This is a genomic window from Achromobacter sp. 10T422 (assembly GCF_056394065.1).
In genome coordinates this window covers 485,506-502,130 of sequence record NZ_JBFTHD010000003.1, presented here as the reverse complement: position 1 = coordinate 502,130, position 16,625 = coordinate 485,506, and the positions used below count along the sequence as shown (strand labels likewise).

Sequence of the window (16,625 nt, the reverse complement as noted above, 5' to 3'; positions counted from 1 at the left end):
CCGCCATGGCTAACTCTCCCAATCCCGGCCGCACCCGCACCGTCCAGCCCCTGGCTGAGACGCCGCAGCGCGCCTCCATCCTGAAGAAACTGCGTGCGCGCCCCACGGTGCGCGGCTCTGCAATCGCGCTGGCCATCCTGGTGGTGCTGGTGGTGTTCGCACCCTTTTTCGCGCCGCAAAACCCGTATGACCTGGCCAACCTGTCGCTGCTGGACGGCCGCCTGGCGCCGCGCCAAGCTTTCATGGACGGCAGCATCGCCTGGCTCGGCACCGACGACCAGGGCCGCGACATGCTCAGCGCCATTCTGTATGGCCTGCGTATCAGCCTGATGGTGGGCCTGTCCGCCGTCGTGCTGGCCACCGCCATCGGCGGCGCGGTCGGCCTGATCGCCGCCTATGTCGGCGGCCTGGTCGACACCGTGCTGATGCGCATCGTCGATTTCATCCTGGGTTTCCCGACCATTCTCGTGGCGCTGGTGCTGCTGGTGGTGCTGGGGCGGGGCGTGGACAAGGTGATTCTGGCGCTGGTGCTGGTGCAATGGGGCCACTACGCCCGCATCATGCGCAGCCGCGCGCTGCAAGAGCGCCGCAAGGAATACGTGGAAGCCGCCGCCAACCTGGGCTTTCCGGCCTGGCGCATCATGGCGTTTCACCTGCTGCCCAACTGCCTGGGCCCCGTCATGGTGTTCGCCACCATTCAGATCGCCACCGCCATCGCGCTGGAAGCCACGCTGTCCTTCCTGGGCGTCGGCGTACCGATCACCGAGCCGTCGTTGGGCCTCTTGATCTCGAACGGTTTCCAATACCTGCTGTCGGGCGACTACTGGATCAGCTTGTTCCCGGGCATTGCCCTGCTGCTGCTGATCCTTTCCATCAACATCGTGGGCGACCGCCTGCGTGAAAGCCTGGACCCGCGACGAGCATGAGCGACATTCTTCTTGATGTGCGCGGCCTGCGCACTGCATTCCATACCGAAGCCGGCGCGTGGCTGGCGGTCGACGGTGTCGACCTGACTGTCCGCCGCGGCGAAATCGTGGGCCTGGTCGGTGAATCCGGTTCCGGCAAATCCGTCACGGGCTTCTCGCTGCTGGGTCTGATCGACCCGCCCGGGGAAGTCGTGGAGGGCGAAGTGAAGTTCAAGGGCACCGACCTGCGCAAGCTCACGGAAGAGCAGATGCGCCAGTTGCGCGGCAACCGCATCGCCATGATCTTCCAAGACCCGCTGATGACGCTGAACCCGGTGCTGCGCATCGGCGAGCAGATGATGGAAGCCATCCTCACGCACGAGAACGTGTCGCGCGCCGAGGCCGAGGAACGCTGCCGCGAAGCGCTGGCGATGGTGGGTATTCCTGCGCCTGAAAAGCGTTTGAAGAGCTACCCGCACGAGTTCTCGGGTGGCATGCGTCAGCGCGTGGCAATCGCCATCGCCATGCTGAACAAGCCCGATCTCATCATCTGCGACGAGCCCACGACCGCGCTGGACGTCACCATCCAGGGCCAGATTCTCTACCGCATGCAAGAGATCTGCCGTGAACACAACACCGCGCTTATCTGGATTACGCACGATCTGGGCGTGGTGGCCGAACTGGCCGACCGCGTGGCCGTGATGTATGCCGGCCGCATTGTTGAAAGCGGCCCGGTTGAACAGGTGCTGGCATCGCCGCGCCACCCCTACACCAAGGGCCTGCTGGATTCGATGCCCGGCGCCACGCAACCCGGCGCGCGCCTGCATCAGATCAACGGCATGGCGCCCAGCCTGGCGGGCCGCCCGTCGGGCTGTGCCTTCCGTCCGCGTTGCACCAAGGTTATCCCCCGGTGCACYGAACAAGCCCCCTCCGTTACCACCGAAGGTCCGCGCAGCTACCGCTGTTACGTGCCGATAGCCCGCGAGGCACAGCAAGCATGAGCCAAGCCGATACTCCCGTCATCGAGCTCAAGAACGTCCACAAGCGCTTCGAGCAGCGACCCGACCTGGCCCAACGCATCCTGGCCCTGACCGGCCGCCCCATCGACCGCCGCACGGTGTATGCCGTCAATGGCGTGGACTTGTCCATCAAGCGCGGCGAAGTGGTTGGCCTGGTGGGTGAATCCGGCTGTGGCAAGTCCACGCTGGGCCGCGTGGTTGCGGGCCTGCACCGCCAGACCGAAGGCGAACTGCTGTATCAAGGCCATGACGCCGTGCGCCTGCGCGGCGCTGAAAAGCTGGCGTATACGCTGGGCGTGCAGATGATTTTCCAGGACCCGCAAGCGTCCTTGAATCCGCGTCAGCGCCTGCGCCAGATCCTGGGCGAATCGCTGAAGGTCCACAAGCTGGCGCCGCCTGCCGAGATCCCGGCGCGCATTGACCAGGCGCTAAAGGAAGTGGGCCTGGACGCCGAATACCGCGACCGTTTCCCGCACCAGATTTCCGGCGGCCAACGCCAGCGCATCGGCATCGCCCGCGCGCTGATGGTGGCGCCGAAGTTCCTGGTGTGTGACGAGCCCGTGGCCGCGCTGGACGTGTCCATCCAGGCGCAGGTGATCAACCTGTTCATGGACTTGCGCGAACAGCACGGCTTTACGTATCTGTTCATCAGCCATGACCTGGGTGTGGTCAAGCACATCTCGGACCGCGTCGCGATCATGTATCTGGGCAAAATCGTGGAAATCTCCACGTCGGCCGAGATCTTCGCGCGCGCCAATCACCCCTACACTCAGGCCTTGATGGCCGAAGTGCCGGACGTGGCCCGCCGCGGCCGCAAGTTCACGCCGATCAAGGGAGAAATCCCGTCGCCGCTGAACCCGCCCCCGGGCTGCACGTTCAACCCCCGTTGCCCCCACGCCATGCCGCGCTGCCGCGAGCAGGCGCCGGTCCTGAAAGAAATCTCGGCGGGCCACTGGTCGGCCTGTCACCTGAACGAAGCGAGCGCCTGATGAAACCCTCCGACATGTCCAATGTGGACCGCATCGCCATCGAAATGGGCCATGCGGGCCGCAACACCATTCAGTACATCGACGAAGACCGCAATTCGGATCGTCCCTTCAAGCTGCAAACGTACCGCCCTTACGGCTACACGCCGGACCGCCCGGTCGTTATCGTGCAGCACGGCGTGCTGCGCAACGGCGATGAATACCGCGACTTCTGGGTTGAAGCCGCCGACAAGCACAAGCTGCTGATCGTGGCGCTGACGTTCTCGAACGAAATCTGGCCTGGCGTTGAAAGCTACAACAACGGCCGCGTGTTCTCGGCGGGCGGCAATCCGCGCCACATCGACGGCTGGACGTATGCGCTGGTGGGCAACGTCATCAAAGACATGATCGACGGTGAAATCACCGACGGCCAGAACGTCTACCTGTTCGGCCATTCGGCCGGCGGCCAGTTCGTGCACCGCTTGATGAGCAGCCAGTCGCACGCGCCGTTCAAGGCGGTCACGGCCGGCAACCCCGGCTGGTACACGTTGCCCACGTTCGATCACCCGTTCCCCGAAGGCATGGATGGCGTCGGCCTGACCGAAGAGCATCTGGTGAAGCTGCTGGCCTATCCAATGACGATTCTGGCGGGCGATCAGGACATCGCCACCGACGACCCCAACCTGCCCGCCGAACCCGCCGCCATGCGCCAAGGCCCGCACCGCTTCGCGCGCGCCAAGAACTACTACGAGTTCGGCAAGCAGGAAGCCGAGCGCCGCGGCGTGCCGTTTGGCTGGACGCTGCAAGTGGTGCCCGGCATCGGCCACGACGGCCGCGCCATGTCGGCCGTGTGCGCCAGCCTGTGGTTCGACGGCAAGATGCCCGACGACGCCGAACTGGCCCGCCTGGCTGGCCAGCAGGTCGCCTGATCGCCCTTTCTTTTTTCATTGCTGAAACCCGATACCGCCATGTCCAACACTCAGAGCACTGAACAGATCGTCGCTGGCATTCAAAGCTGGCTGCAATGCGAGTCGCCGTCGAACTTCCCCGACGGCATCGCCGCGATGGCGCGCATCATCGCCGACTACGCAGCCGCTGCCGGCCTGACCGTGGAGTTGTCGTCGCTGGGCCCCACCACCGGCCCGCTGCTGTACGCGACCAACCGCGCGCCTGGCGACACGCGCCCGGGCATCCTGATCCTGGCGCACATGGACACGGTGCATCCGGTGGGCACGCTGCTTGAGAACCCGGTGCGCATCGACGGCGACCGCCTCTACGGCCCGGGCAGCTATGACATGAAGGCCGGCATCTACCTGGCGCTGACCGCGCAGGCTGGCGTTGCGCGCCCCGGCGCAACGCAACTGCCGGTGGACTTCCTGGTGGTGCCCGACGAAGAAACCGGCAGCCACGCTTCGCGCGTGCACATCGAACGCTTTGCCGCCAACGCCAAGTACGCGCTGGTCTGCGAACCGGCCCGCCCGAACGGCGGCAAGTGCGTGACGGCGCGCAAGGGCACGGGGATGCTGAACCTGAACGTGAAGGGCCGCCCGGCGCACGCCGGCATGCAGCACGAGAAGGGCCGCAGCGCAATCCGCGAAATGGCGCACCAGGTGCTGGCGCTGGAAGCGATGACCGACTACGACCGCGGCATCACGGTCAGCGTGGGCACGATCGCAGGCGGCACCGTGACCAACACCGTGCCGGCCCTGTGCCGTTGCGTGGTGGACTTCCGCGTGCCGGACATGGGGGCCGCCGAAGACGTGCTGCGCCGGATGCGTGAGTTGTGCGCGGTGGGTCCGGACGTTGAACTGGACATCAACGTGGAACTGAATCGTCCGCCGATGGTGAAGACGGAAGCAGCTTCGGCACTGCTGGCGCTGGTGCAGGGTTATGCGGATCGGGCCGGCTTCCTGCTGGAAGACGCGCCGATGACGGGGGGTGGCAGCGATGCCAACTTTACGTCTGCGATGGGGATTCCGACGCTGGATGGATTGGGCGCTGATGGCGATGGGGCGCATACGTTGAATGAGTATGTGCTGGTGTCGACGTTGGAGCAGCGGTTGAAGTTTTGGGAATTGCTGTTGAAGGAATTGGCTTAAGGGTTTTCTGTTGGCGGGTGTTGGTTCTTTAGACGCCCGTGAGGCCGGCGCCCTGGGGTGCGCGGGGCAACGATTGCGGTCCGGAGCCTTCGCTCCGGACTGCCCCCTTGTCATCCTCGTTGTTGCCTGCGGCAACTGCCTTCGGATTCCCTCGGGCTTATCGACGCCCCGCGCACCCCAGGGCGCCGGCCTCACGGGCTCTGGTAGTTGCAATCTGACGTCAGCTGGGGCGATCAGGGTTCTTGAGGTTCTCGCCACGAGGATTTGGGTGGTGGAAGATTTTGCGGGGCCCGCCCCCGGCCGGCCGCGCGGGCGGCCTTTGGGGGCTTACGCGTGGTGAGACGTCGTCGCGGTGTTCGCTTCGCGTGTGGCGGCATTGCACAGGTTCTTCTTGATGGCTTGCCGCGCGTCATCCATCCCGCGAGGCACGGTCACCCGTTGAACTCCGGTGCGGTGGCGCGCGATGGGTCGGCACGCGCAAGGCAGTGCCGGACGCGCGCCACCCCTCTCCCCCCCAAAAAACGTGCGGGGAGGACCACTAGCAAACGACTCCCCCACATTCGCGAAAGCGAACACCGCGCAAACGCCCACCACCGCGTATGCCGAGTAAGGCCGCCCGCGCGGCCGCCACTCGGCGGGCCCCGCAGCACTCGTCACTAAGGCACACCCTAGCAGCGCTACGAACCAAGACGACAGTAGCCCGTCGTCGGGGTGGGCGTGACGGCGCGCAACCTCGATGCGCCCGAGGGAATCTGAAGGGAAGGCCGAAGGCCTGGACGAAGATGACGAGGGGGACGTCCGGAGCGAAGGCTCCGGACCGCAATCGTGGGCGCGCGCCGTCACGCCCACCCCGACGATGGGCGACCTACGAAGATCTACGACCCTCCCCCCAAAGACACAACCATCCCGAAGTCAGACTGCATTTCCCCGAGACTGCATTTCCCCGATCGCTCCCAACGAAGAAAATGCAGTCGGACTCCCCGAAAATAAATGCAGTCTGACTGCCAAATTATGACTGCCAAATTAATATGCAGTCTGACACCAGGAATTCACATCGCCTAGAATTCCCCATTCGTCTCTCATCCCGAAACATCATGTCCGCCGCCCCCATCAGCGCCATCGCCTACGGCCTTGCCACATTAGCCTCCGATGGCTCCGTCCTCGACACCTGGTATCCGCGCCCGTCGCTGGCCGATCACACGCCCGCTGCTGGCACGCGTCATCTCACGCCTGAAGAAGCGCGTGCTGCGCTGGGCGAGCATGTGCCGACGGCGCTCATTCGTGACACCCGCCGCAAAGTCGATATCGTTGCGGTCCGCACCGCCATCGCCTCGCTGGATGAACCGCCCGCCGACGCGCATGACGCCTACCTCCGGCTGCATCTGCTCAGCCATCGTCTGATCCGCCCGCACGACGCCAACCTCGATGGCTTGTTCAGCGTGTTGTCCAACGTCGCATGGACGTCTGTTGGCCCTTGCGCCGTCGATCAAGTGGATGCGCTGCGCTGGCAATTGCGCGCCACCGGGCAAACGCTGGAAATCCGCGGCGTGGACAAGATTCCCCGCATGACCGACTACGTCGTGCCTGCCGGCGTGCGTATTGCCGACACCGCGCGCGTGCGGCTGGGTGCGCACTTGTCGCCCGGCACCACCGTGCTGCATGAAGGCTTCTGCAACTTCAATGCCGGCACGTTGGGCGCCTCGATGGTTGAAGGCCGCATCAGTGCAGGCGTCATCGTCGATGACGGCAGCGACATCGGCGGCGGCGCGTCCATCATGGGCACCATGTCGGGCGGCGGCAAACAAGTCGTGTCCATCGGCAAGCGCTGCCTGTTGGGCGCGAACTCCGGCATTGGCATTTCGTTGGGTGACGATTGCGTCGTGGAAGCCGGCTGCTACATCACCGCCGGCACGCGCGTGCTGACGCCCGAAGGCGCCGTCGTGAAGGCCGCCGCACTCGCCGGCCAACATGGCCTGCTGTTTCGCCGCAACTCACAGACGGGCGCGGTGGAAGCGCTGGTGCGCACGGCGGCGTGGGGCACCTTGAATCCGGCGCTGCACTCAGGACATTGAACGGAAAGTCCAAATGGAAAAGGGCCGCGAAGTCAGCGGCCCTTTCTTATTTCCCGAACATCAAGCGCGCCCGTTACGCCGCTTGCGGGGATGTACCGCTCAGGCGTATTCCGCCGTCTGTCCCAACTGGTCGTACACCAGGTTCACCAGCAGATCGGAGCTGAGAATCCGCGTGCCCAGGCACGAAAACACGGTCTTGCCGCTGTCGTCTTGCAGCGTGATCGTCTCGGTCCAATCGTTCAGGTCGATGCGTTGCAGCGACTCGAAGGACCAGGTCATGCCATCAATGTGCAGGCCTTCGGCCGACAGGGCCAATTCCTGCGTTTGCAGGCTGGGGAACTCACCGGCCTCGATATAACGGAACGTCACACGCTCGCCTTCCGCGATCGCAGCTTCCAGCACCGGCAGGCGTTGCGCGACGTAGCGCGAGCGGAACGCATCCATGAACTGGGCAAACTCGCTGACGTCGCCGGACACAATGGTCCAGTCCTGCGTCGCTTGCGTGCGGTAGGCAAATTGGTTGATGGAACCTGCCGTGGCGTCCGGCCCGGAGGCGAACAGGCAAAGGTCCAGAACATCCGCGAACGCGGTGTATTGACGTGCGTCGCCTTGTTGGCGAACCACACCTTTGTCATGCAATTCAAAGCAAACCGGGGCGCTCCCCGTGTGCGTAAACACCGCTAATGCGTCTGAGACCTGCGGGGTTTTGCTATCAGTCATGCAACTTCCTTATCAAGTTGGGGTGCTTTCGCGGCCCAGGACGTCGCAAAGTCATGCGACACGCATTCTCCCCTATATGGGCGAGGCGTGCTTGATGACCCCAATATATCGCTCGTTTTCGGCCGTTTTTGACCCAATTACCTTGCCAGACGGGCAAATGCGTCATTCACCCGGTGGGATCGGCGTGAACGGATAGTGCGTCACATCGCCCCTGCCCGCGATGATCGCGGTGGACTCCGGCACTTCTTCCCACACACCGGGCATCTCGCTCAGCGGCTCAGACAGCAGCAGGAAGGCGCTGTCGTCCAGCGTCGCGAGTTGCGGATTATCGGGATAGAGCTCGCGCAGATGCCGCACGCAGGTGTTGTGGAACAGCGTGCGTGAATCGCCTTCGCTGGAATAGCGCACCGCAATCAGCCGTTCGCCATCCAGCGCGCACACGGTCATGTTGATGGGATGCGCCACGCCGTGTCGGCGGCCCGTCTCTTCCACCGCGCCCACCATGCGGGCCAACGCAGGGATGGGGTCTTCCTCCAGGCCGAACGTCAGCGCCAGCAGGAACATGACTTCAGAATCGGTGGACCCTTCCAGCGACCCGAAGTATGCCGGCGCAATCATCAGCATCAAGTCACGGCGCAGCAGCGGATAGTCGCGGATAAGGCCGTTGTGCACGAACAGCCACTGTCCATGCCGGAACGGATGGCAGTTGGTTTCTTGCGCGGGCGTGTCGGTGGCCGCGCGGATGTGCGCCACAAACAAGGATGCGTGAATCGCACGCGCGGCTTCGCGCAGATTGCGATCGTTCCACGCGGGGTGCACGCTGCGGTAGCGAAAGGGCGCATCCGGCGGCACATCAGCCTGCGGCCGCCCATACCAGCCCAGCCCGAAGCCGTCGCCATTCGTTGTGGTTGCGCCCAGCCGCGAATGCAGGCTCTGGTCGATCAGCGAGTGCTTGGCCTTGAACAGCACACTCTCCATCTGCAGGGGACTACCGGTGTAAGCCAGCCAACGACACATGATGCGCTCCTTCAAGACAGACTGCCCAGTGTAGGAGCCACCTGCAATTTTCTACAAGCTTGCGTGACCACGCCCCGGCATAGTGTCCCCTTTCCCGATCACCCCGGAACCGCATCTTGAATACGCCCTCATCCGTCCCCGCCCTGCAACAGGGCTTTTCCAGCGACAACATCGCGGGCGCCAGCCCCGAAGTCATGGAGGCATTGCTGCGCGCCAATGCCGGTCAGGCCCCCGCCTACGGCGCCGATGACGGCTCGCTGCGCGTGCAACGCAAGCTGGCCGAGATCTTCGAACATGACGTCGAGGTGCTGCTGGTGCCCACCGGCACCGCCGCCAACTCGCTCAGCCTGGCCGCCATGACGCCGCCCTGGGGCGCCGTGCTGTGCCATACGCAAAGCCATATCGCTAACGATGAATGCGGCGCGCCCGAGTTCTTTACCAACGGCGCGCGGCTGATGCTGCTGGGTGGCGAGGCCGCCAAGATCGACCCGGTGCAGTTGGCGGCCGAAGCGCGCCGCAAAGTGGGCGACGTGCATTCCGTGCAACCGTCGTGCGTCAGCATTACCCAGGCGACCGAAACCGGCAGCGTCTATACGCTGGACGAGATCCAAGCCATTGGCGGCATCTGCCGCGACGCGGGCTTGCCACTGCATATGGACGGCGCGCGCTTTGCGAATGCGCTGGTCAGCCTGGGCTGCACGCCGGCCGAGATGACGTGGAAGGCGGGCGTCGAAGCGCTGTCGTTTGGCGCAACGAAAAACGGCGTGCTGGGCGCCGAGGCCATCGTGCTGTTCAACCCGGCGCGCGCACGCGAACTGGCGTTTCGCCGCAAGCGTGGCGGCCATCTGTTCTCGAAGATGCGTCTGCTGTCCGCGCAGATGGAAGCGTATCTGCACGACGATTTATGGCTGAAGAATGCGCGCCAGGCCAACGCCATGGCCACGCGGCTTGCCGCGGGCATGCAAGGCCTGCCGGGTGTCACGCTGCAAGGCCCGGCCGACGCCAACATCCTGTTCTGCCAATTGCCGGCCCACGCCATCGAGGGCCTGCTGGAGCAAGGCTTCCGCTTCTATTACGACCGTTGGGGCCCGGGCGTGGTGCGCCTGGTCACGTCGTTCGCCACGCAGGAACAAGAGGTGGATTACTTCCTGTCGGCGTTGCGCGCGCAGGTGGCTTAGCGTTGGCTGCCCGCCCTTATGCGGCGGGCTGATACGCGGAGGGCGGCGCGCCGTAAGCCATGCGGAACGCTCGGTTGAAATGGCTTTGATCGTAGAAGCCCACGTCCGCCGCCACTTGTGCCACCGACACGCGGGACGTGGCCAGCGCGGCGCATGCGCGTTCCAGCCGCAGGCGGACCAGCCACGCATGCGGCGTCAGGCCAGCGGAATGCGTGAAGCGGCGCAGGAACTGGAAGCGGCTCAGCCCGCATAGCCGCGCCAGATCGTCCAGTGCGATCTTTTCGCACAAATGCGCCTGACAGTAGTCATGCACCGCGCGCAGATGCGCCGCCGACAACCCGCCCCGAATTTCCTGGGGTGACACGGCGCCGGTGCGCGCGAACAACGCGCCCATCAACGCCAGCGACTGCGACTCCTGCGCCAAAGGCTCATCCGGCGCGCCGGACATCCATGCGCTGTGCAGCGCCATGAAGCGGCCGGCCAGCGCCGCGTCTTCCAACAGCGTGCCGAAGAAGCGTTCGTTGGCAGCCGCCCCCGACACATCTTCGATGAAGCTGCGCATCAGCTCGGCAGATAAGCGGAACGTCTTCAACGTGTAGGCCGCGCCGTAGTCACTGACCCCCGCGCCGTCGTGGATTTCGCCTGGCGGCATCAACGCGATGCCGCCCGGGCCCAGCAGAATGCTCTTGCCGCGGAACCGCTGGCGCTGCACGCCTTGAGTGACAAGACCGATGTGATAGTCCACATGGTAGTGGCGGTCGAACTCGAATTCACTGAAGCGCGCTTGCCCGAGCACCAGGCCAGGGGTGCCGGGAACAGGGTGGTATCGGACGTCGTCTTTCATGGCCCCGCCATCCCTATGCGTGCGTTATTTCTTGAGCAAGGCCTTCAGCATCGCCATGCGCTCTTTGGGATTCATGGCGGCTGTGGCCTCGTCTTCCTGGATGCGCACATCGCCCAGGCCCATTTCTTCGATAAAGCGCGACGGCTCGCGCACCAAGTCTTCGCGCGCACGGCGGCGGCGCTTGCACCAGCTCAGGTTCAAGCTGCGTTGCGCGCGCGTGATGCCCACGTACATCAGCCGGCGTTCTTCCTGGATGCGTGACGCCAGGTTCTCGGCCGCACGCGCCGGGTCGCCCACTTCGTCGTCTTTACCCAGGTGGGGCAGCAAGCCCTCTTCCACGCCGGCCAGATACACGTGCGGATACTCCAGCCCTTTGGACGCATGCAACGTCGACATCTTGACGGCGTCAGGCTCGTCTTCTTCACCGCGTTCCAGCATCGTGACCAGCGCCACGTGCTGGACCAGATCGAAGAGCGACATGTTGTCTTCTTCGGCCTTGCGCTTGAGCCAGCCGGTGAGTTCCAGCACGTTCTGCCAGCGCGTCTGCGCGGGGCGTTCTTCGAACAGCTCGAACAGATGGCGCTCGTACTGGATGGCTTCAACCAGATCGTCCAGGATGACGCCCGCCGGTTCGGCCGGCGCCGCGTCCTTGCCCGATGCCGCGCCACGGCCGGCGCGCCACTGCATGCGCCGGATGAATTCCGCGAACGTGCGCAGGGGTTCCAGCTGGCGCGGGGCCAGCAGGCTTTCAATACCGGTTTCGGCCACGGCCGACAACAAGGACTGCTCGCGCGTGGCCGCGTATTGGCCCAGCACCTGCAAGGTCGCCTGACCGATGCCGCGCTTGGGCGTGGTGGCCGCGCGGATGAACGCGGGGTCGTCATCGTCGTTGGCCAGGAGCCGCAGATACGCCAGCACATCGCGCACTTCGGCCTTATCGAAAAAGCTCTGCCCGCCCGAGATCGTGTATGGAATCTTCAGGTTGCGCAGCGCCTGCTCCAGAATGCGCGACTGATGATTACTGCGATACAGAATGGCGAAATCTTTCCACTGCGCCTGACGCTCGAAGCGCGAGGCCGAGACCTTCATGGCGATGGATTCCGCTTCCTGCTCTTCGCCGTCCATGGCCGACACCAGGATCGGTTCACCCACGCCCAGCTCGGACCACAGCTTCTTTTCGAACAGCTTGGGATTCTTTTCAATGACCTGGTTGGCGGCCGCCAGAATGCGCTGCACCGAACGGTAATTCTGTTCGAGCTTGATGAGCTTGATGTTGGGGTAATCGGTGGTGAGCTTGGCCAGGTTTTCAATGGTGGCGCCGCGCCAGGCGTAGATGGCCTGGTCGTCGTCGCCCACCGCCGTGAACATGGCGCGCGAGCCCGTCAGCAATTGCACCAGCCGGTATTGGCACACGTTGGTGTCTTGATATTCATCCACCAGCAGATAGCGCACGCGGTTCTGCCAGCGCGTGCGCACTTCTTCGTTGCTGGCCAGCAGCAAGGCGGGGATGCGGATCAGGTCATCGAAATCCACCGCCTGATAGGCCGCCAGCGTAGCGGCGTAGCTGCGGTAGACATTGGCGGCTTCGACGTCGCCGGGCGTCACGGCTTCGCGCGCGGCGTCGTCCGGTTCCAGCAACGCGTTTTTCCACAACGAGATAATGCCCTGCACGTGGCGCAGGCGCGCCTTGTCGGTGGTGGCCAGCAGTTCCTGGATGATGGACATGGCGTCATCGGCGTCCAGGATGGAAAACGTGGGCTTAAGCCCTGCGTTGCGCGCTTCTTCGCGCAGCATCTTCACGCCCAGCGAGTGGAACGTGCTGATGATCAGGCCCTTGGACAGCTTGCGGTCGACCAGCGTCTTCACGCGTTCGTCCATCTCGCGCGCGGCCTTGTTGGTGAAGGTCAGCGCCACCACGTTGCGGCCCATGTAGCCGCATTCACGCAGCAGATAGGCGATCTTCTGCGTGATCACGCGCGTCTTGCCGCTGCCCGCGCCGGCCAGCACCAGACAGGGGCCGTCAAGGTACAACACCGCCTCTTTCTGGGCGGGGTTCATACCTAGAGCAATGGTTTCGCTAGCGGACATTTTTGAGTGGGATGGTCTTGCAGTGCGGGGGGCCGCCAGTTTGCGCTGACGCCCGTGTTGCTGGCGTCGTCATGCGGTGGCGGCCGCGCCAGCGCGATAGAGGATGAAGATCATAGATCAATCAGTTGGAGCACGCATCGGTACAGACCGAGGGGTCAGATCTCCAGCGGATCGACCTCCAGTTGCCAACGCACGCGCGCTTCGTTGGCGATGTAAGGCAGGTGGTGCGACCACGACGCCAGGAAGGCCTGCAGGGCCGGCCGGCTGCTGCTTTCCACCAGCAACTGCGCGCGCTCGATGTTCGCCACGCGCACCACGCGCAGCGGCACGGGGTCATACAGCATGATGGCGTCCAGGCCCGGAAAGTCCGCCGCCCATTCGCCTTCTGGCAATACGCGGGCGCGCTCCAGGAAGGCCTGCGCCACCTTCAGCTCGCGCGCTTCAGCGGTCAGCAGCGCCTGATACACAAACGGGGGCAGGCCCGTGCTTTCGCGTTCATGCAGCGCGTGGCGCGCAAAGCCCGCGTAGTCGTGACGCAGCAGCGCCTGATAGACGGGCTGCTCGGGGTAGCCCGTCTGTATCAGCACCTCGCCGTTGCCTTGGTGGCGGCCGGCACGGCCCGCCACTTGCATCAGCTGCGCGAACAGGCGTTCGGGCGCACGAAAATCGTGGGCGAACAGCATCGAATCGGAATTCAGCACGCCCACCAGACCCAGCCGCGCGAAGTCATGGCCCTTGGCCACCATTTGCGTGCCGACCAGGATATCCACATCGCCCGCATGCACCGACGCGAAGAGGGCTTCGGCGCTGCCCTTCTTGCGCGTGCTGTCGGCATCGATACGCAGAATGCGCGCCTCGGGGAACAGCTCGGCCAGATGCTCTTCGACACGCTGCGTGCCACGGCCCATCGGGGCCAGGTCCTGGTCGCCGCATTCGGGGCAGGCGCGCGGCACCGGCGCTTGGTAACCGCAGTGGTGACATTGCAGGCGATGGCCGCGGCCGTCCGTACGGTGCAACACGGTAAACGCGGTGCACCGCGGGCAATTGCTGACCCACGCGCACGACTGGCAATGCAGCACGGGCGAATAGCCGCGCCGGTTCAGGAAGATCAGCGACTGCTCTTTGCGCTCCAGGCGCAGGCCGATGGCCTCCAGCAGTTGCGGCGACATCCCGTGCTTCATCTGTAGCCGGCGCGTGTCCACCAGCCGCATGGACGGCAGCGTGCTGGACCGGGCACGGCCCGGCAGCGTCAGGCGCAGATACCGGCCGCGCTCCGCGTGCTGCCAGGTTTCCAAAGACGGCGTAGCCGACCCCAGCACCACGGGAATGTTCAGATCATGCGCGCGCCACACGGCCAGGTCGCGCGCCGAATAGCGCAGGCCATCTTGCTGCTTGTAAGACGCGTCATGCTCTTCGTCCACCACGATCAAGCCCAGCTTGCTGAGCGGTGCGAAGATCGACATGCGCGTGCCCAGCAGCATGCGGGCGTCGCCGCGCTGGGCGCGAGCCCAGGCTTGCAGGCGTTCGCCGTCCGACAGCCCGCTATGCATGACGGCCAGCCCATCCGGCCCCACCAAGGCTTCCAGGCGCGCACGCAATGCGCCTTCCAGCTGCGGAGTCAGGTTGATTTCGGGCACCATCAGCAGCACCTGCCGCCCTTGGGCCAACACTTTTTCGGCCGCCCGCAGATAGACCTCGGTCTTGCCGCTGCCCGTCACGCCATGCAGCAACACGGGTTTGAACCCCGTCAGCGCGCCGATGGTGTCCACCGCGGTGCGTTGCGCGTCGTTCAGTTCCGGCGGCTGATCGGCTTTGGCAGGCGCGYGCGCTGCCTTGCGCTTGCGGTTGTCCAGCCGCGCCACCGGGCCGCCTGCCGAGCGCTTGCCCTGATACGCCGTCGGCTTGCGCAGCGGCGGCGGCAGCGTTGGCAACATCACTTCGCCCAGGGGCCGCTGGTAGTACTCGGCCGCGAAACGGGCCAGGCGCAGCCAGTCCTCGTCAAAGGGGGGCAGGTCGTCCAGCACCTGCTCAATGGGCCGGATCTGTTTCGGGTCGAACGAAGGTTCGGCCGGATTTTCCACCACCACCCCGATCATCTTGCGCCGCCCGAAAGGAACGATGACCCGCAAGCCCACGGGGACCGGCGCATCGCTGCGGTAGTCGAAGGGGCCGGGCAACGGCACGTCCAGCGCCACGCGCACCCAGCAAACGGCTGCGGGAGTCGGCATAGACGGCAGTTCAGACATGGATGCTCGGAAGGATCATGGGGCGGGAGTCGCCTGCAAGGCGGAAAAGGACAGGGGAATGGCGCGGCCGGGCAATTGTCGCCCGGCGGCCGTCGCTTGCTCCAGACCCGCCTGTGGATAACTTTGGGGAAAAGGCTGGAGCAACATCAAATTTTGGAATAAGCCTAGATTGCGCAGCACGGTGCAATCCGGTGGAAAACTCAACTTTAAGCTTTAAAAACAATAGCTTAAGGCAGCTTCCAAGATTGTAAACCAGGTTATAAAGGGTTTTCCCCGAGCGAAATCTTGCTGTGCACAAGTGCTCGCCGGGGCCCTCAAACTTCGGCCCTTCGGACCGAAGCGTCCACTCACTTACCCCCGCAGCGAGCGGCTGTGTTGGTGGACTTCGTCGACCAATTCGGCTACCGCTTCTGGCGGAGTGAAACGCGAAATGCCGTGTCCCAGGTTGAACACGTGGCCGCCCTTGCCCACCGGGCCGAAGGCATCCAGCACGCGGCGGGCTTCCGTGCGAATAGCCGGGCCGCCACCGAACAGCGCCATCGGGTCCAGGTTGCCCTGGAAGGCCACGGAGTCACCCGTGCGGCGGCGCGCCGCCGCCAGGTCAACGGTCCAGTCCAGGCCCACGGCGTCGCAACCGCAAGCGGCGATCTGCTCAAGCCATTGGCCGCCGCCCTTGGTGAACACGATGACCGGCACACGGCGGCCTTCGTGTTCGCGGGTCAGGCCGGCCACGACCTTCTTCGTGTAGGCCAGCGAGAATTGCTGGAACAGGCCATCAGCCAGCACGCCGCCCCAGCTGTCGAACAGCATGACGGCCTGCGCGCCCGCGGCAATCTGCGCGTTCAGATATTGCAGGGTGGCTTCGGCGTTGATTTCCAGGATGCGATGCAGCAGGTCAGGACGCGAATACAGCATCGTCTTGATCAGGCGGTAATCGTCGCTGCCCTTGCCCTCAACCATGTAGCACGCAATGGTGAACGGGCTGCCGGCAAAGCCGATCAGCGGCACCTTGCCGTCCAGCTCGCGCCGGATGACGCTGACGGCGTCGAACACATAGCGCAGCTTGTCCATGTCAGGCACGGCCAGACGGGCCACGTCTTCTTCGGTGCGCACCGGGTGCGCGAAGCGCGGGCCTTCGCCTTCCGCGAAGTCCAGGCCCAGACCCATCGCGTGCGGCACGGTCAGGATGTCCGAGAACAGGATGGCTGCGTCCAGGTCAAAGCGCGCCAGCGGCTGCAATGTGACCTCCATGGCGTAGTCCGGATTTTGAGCCAGGCCCATGAAGGAACCTGCGCGCGCGCGCGTGGCGCGGTACTCGGGCAGGTAGCGACCCGCCTGGCGCATCAGCCAGATCGGGGTGTAGGGCACGGGCTCGCGCAAGAGCGAGCGCAAGAACACATCGTTCTTCAAGCTGGAAGCAGACACGACTATCCTCGATGATCGGAAGCCGTGATTTTACTTCCCCCTAGCTG

General features: G+C 64.6%; 13 protein-coding genes. 7 read left to right on the top strand and 6 right to left on the bottom strand.

What is annotated here, in order from left to right; genetic code table 11:
- The first annotated feature begins 5 nt into the window (after positions 1–5).
- The 6 genes from AC1DB0_RS09890 (at position 6) to dapD (ending at position 7,060) form a co-directional block, all read left to right on the top strand.
- The gene (locus AC1DB0_RS09890; protein WP_054421237.1) at positions 6–926 is read left to right on the top strand and encodes an ABC transporter permease; all 921 of its coding nucleotides are present in this window, start codon (positions 6–8) and stop codon (positions 924–926) included.
- Positions 923–1,906, top strand: coding sequence for an ABC transporter ATP-binding protein (locus AC1DB0_RS09885; RefSeq protein ID WP_054421236.1), 984 nt, complete (start codon positions 923–925; stop codon positions 1,904–1,906). Before AC1DB0_RS09890 ends, AC1DB0_RS09885 begins: the two co-directional genes overlap by 4 nt.
- The gene (locus AC1DB0_RS09880) at positions 1,903–2,913 is read left to right on the top strand and encodes an ABC transporter ATP-binding protein (RefSeq protein WP_054421235.1); all 1,011 of its coding nucleotides are present in this window, start codon (positions 1,903–1,905) and stop codon (positions 2,911–2,913) included. The genes AC1DB0_RS09885 and AC1DB0_RS09880 overlap by 4 nt, the downstream gene beginning before the upstream one ends.
- Positions 2,913–3,818 carry a prolyl oligopeptidase family serine peptidase gene (locus tag AC1DB0_RS09875; RefSeq protein ID WP_054421234.1) on the top strand — a complete coding sequence of 302 codons (906 nt, stop codon included), beginning with the start codon at positions 2,913–2,915 and terminating at the stop codon, positions 3,816–3,818. Before AC1DB0_RS09880 ends, AC1DB0_RS09875 begins: the two co-directional genes overlap by 1 nt.
- 39 nt (positions 3,819–3,857) lie before the next feature.
- A complete protein-coding gene (locus AC1DB0_RS09870; RefSeq protein ID WP_476757427.1) occupies positions 3,858–4,988 on the top strand; it encodes a M20 family metallopeptidase in 1,131 nt (376 codons plus the stop codon).
- Between the two features lie 1,094 nt (positions 4,989–6,082).
- Positions 6,083–7,060, top strand: a complete 978-nt coding sequence (dapD, locus tag AC1DB0_RS09865) for a 2,3,4,5-tetrahydropyridine-2,6-dicarboxylate N-succinyltransferase (RefSeq protein WP_054421232.1) — start codon at positions 6,083–6,085, stop codon at positions 7,058–7,060.
- Positions 7,061–7,159: 99 nt separating this feature from the next.
- On the opposite strand, the gene AC1DB0_RS09860 is transcribed toward dapD, so the two are convergent.
- Together AC1DB0_RS09860 and AC1DB0_RS09855 are read right to left on the bottom strand one after the other, a co-directional pair.
- A complete protein-coding gene (locus tag AC1DB0_RS09860) occupies positions 7,160–7,684 on the bottom strand; it encodes a hypothetical protein (protein ID WP_342067775.1) in 525 nt (174 codons plus the stop codon).
- A 258-nt stretch (positions 7,685–7,942) separates the two neighbouring features.
- A complete protein-coding gene (locus AC1DB0_RS09855) occupies positions 7,943–8,797 on the bottom strand; it encodes a class II glutamine amidotransferase (protein WP_342067776.1) in 855 nt (284 codons plus the stop codon).
- A 116-nt stretch (positions 8,798–8,913) separates the two neighbouring features.
- On the opposite strand from AC1DB0_RS09855, the gene AC1DB0_RS09850 reads away from it, so the two are divergent.
- Positions 8,914–9,975 carry a threonine aldolase family protein gene (locus AC1DB0_RS09850; RefSeq protein ID WP_342067777.1) on the top strand — a complete coding sequence of 354 codons (1,062 nt, stop codon included), beginning with the start codon at positions 8,914–8,916 and terminating at the stop codon, positions 9,973–9,975.
- Between the two features lie 16 nt (positions 9,976–9,991).
- Here the strand turns inward: AC1DB0_RS09850 and AC1DB0_RS09845 are convergent, their stop codons facing one another.
- The 4 genes from AC1DB0_RS09845 to hemE form a co-directional block, all read right to left on the bottom strand.
- Positions 9,992–10,819: a helix-turn-helix domain-containing protein gene (locus AC1DB0_RS09845; RefSeq protein ID WP_476757426.1), complete on the bottom strand. Its 828-nt coding sequence runs from the start codon at positions 10,817–10,819 to the stop codon at positions 9,992–9,994.
- Positions 10,820–10,843: 24 nt separating this feature from the next.
- Positions 10,844–12,907, bottom strand: a complete 2,064-nt coding sequence (locus AC1DB0_RS09840; protein ID WP_054421227.1) for a UvrD-helicase domain-containing protein — start codon at positions 12,905–12,907, stop codon at positions 10,844–10,846.
- A 155-nt stretch (positions 12,908–13,062) separates the two neighbouring features.
- Positions 13,063–15,153 (bottom strand): primosomal protein N', encoded by a 2,091-nt coding sequence (locus AC1DB0_RS09835; protein ID WP_476758649.1) that lies wholly within the window; start codon positions 15,151–15,153, stop codon positions 13,063–13,065.
- A 351-nt stretch (positions 15,154–15,504) separates the two neighbouring features.
- On the bottom strand, positions 15,505–16,578 hold the full coding sequence (hemE, locus tag AC1DB0_RS09830; protein ID WP_054421225.1) for a uroporphyrinogen decarboxylase: 1,074 nt from the start codon (positions 16,576–16,578) through the stop codon (positions 15,505–15,507).
- Between the last annotated feature and the right edge of the window lie 47 nt (positions 16,579–16,625).

Excerpts from the sequence above, each read along its gene's own strand:
- AC1DB0_RS09890 (WP_054421237.1), top strand. The coding sequence starts at position 6 with ATGGCTAACTCTCCCAATCCCGGCCGCACCCGCACCGTCCAGCCCCTG.
- AC1DB0_RS09880 (WP_054421235.1), top strand. The coding sequence starts at position 1,903 with ATGAGCCAAGCCGATACTCCCGTCATCGAGCTCAAGAACGTCCACAAG.
- AC1DB0_RS09875 (WP_054421234.1), top strand. The coding sequence starts at position 2,913 with ATGAAACCCTCCGACATGTCCAATGTGGACCGCATCGCCATCGAAATG.
- AC1DB0_RS09870 (WP_476757427.1), top strand. The coding sequence starts at position 3,858 with ATGTCCAACACTCAGAGCACTGAACAGATCGTCGCTGGCATTCAAAGC.
- dapD (WP_054421232.1), top strand. The coding sequence starts at position 6,083 with ATGTCCGCCGCCCCCATCAGCGCCATCGCCTACGGCCTTGCCACATTA.
- AC1DB0_RS09855 (WP_342067776.1), bottom strand. The coding sequence starts at position 8,797 with ATGTGTCGTTGGCTGGCTTACACCGGTAGTCCCCTGCAGATGGAGAGT.
- AC1DB0_RS09845 (WP_476757426.1), bottom strand. The coding sequence starts at position 10,819 with ATGAAAGACGACGTCCGATACCACCCTGTTCCCGGCACCCCTGGCCTG.
- AC1DB0_RS09840 (WP_054421227.1), bottom strand. The coding sequence starts at position 12,907 with ATGTCCGCTAGCGAAACCATTGCTCTAGGTATGAACCCCGCCCAGAAA.